The 565-nt window shown below is 59.5% G+C and carries 1 protein-coding gene; it reads right to left on the bottom strand.

Annotated features, from left to right (window positions below):
• On the bottom strand, nt 1-82 hold an 82-nt coding region (locus AC1DU6_RS35235; protein WP_477863211.1), incomplete at its 3' end, for a LexA family protein.
• Between the last annotated feature and the right edge of the window lie 483 nt (nt 83-565).

The following is a 565-nucleotide window of genomic DNA, read 5'->3' as shown; positions in this document are numbered from 1 at the left end:
CGTCGAAGGAGGGCGGGACGCCGGCTTCCTTCAGTCGTTGATCGATGAATCGCAGGAGTTCGTATTGTTTGCGCGTGAGCATCTGAAGCCATCCTCAGTTGACGGTGTCGGCCGCCGCGTGCGTTTCAAAGGGCCTTCGAACGGGGAGCCTCAGTCCAGAGACGATCGTTCGAAGATCGGTTGCGCGAGTTCGGGCACTCTCAAACTACTCAAAGCCACAGAATCTCGAAACAAATCATGAACGAACACTATATGTTCCATATGTGTTCTGCAATGCTTAATTTCCCGTCAAGAAGACGTATGTGGAGCCGAGCAAGGCAATGACTGAGGAAGTCGTTCCGGACCTTCCGCGAGCGCGTCAAACGACGGAAATGCGCGAGCAGACCGCTTGCAGTTACGCGGAAGGCGGCCGGCCGGAGAGTGGCAAAGGCGGCGGTGTCGTGGAGCCGGTCGCCAGCGAGCGCTGAACCATGATCGTGTCGGCCCAGCGGCCCGAGCGATAGGCGACGCCGGGCAGCAAGCCGACGCGGGCAAAGCCGAAGCTCTCATGCAAGCCGAGCGAGGC

The sequence above is a fragment of the Roseateles sp. P5_B10 genome (assembly GCF_056400485.1).
This window is presented reverse-complemented; position numbering and strand designations above follow the sequence as displayed.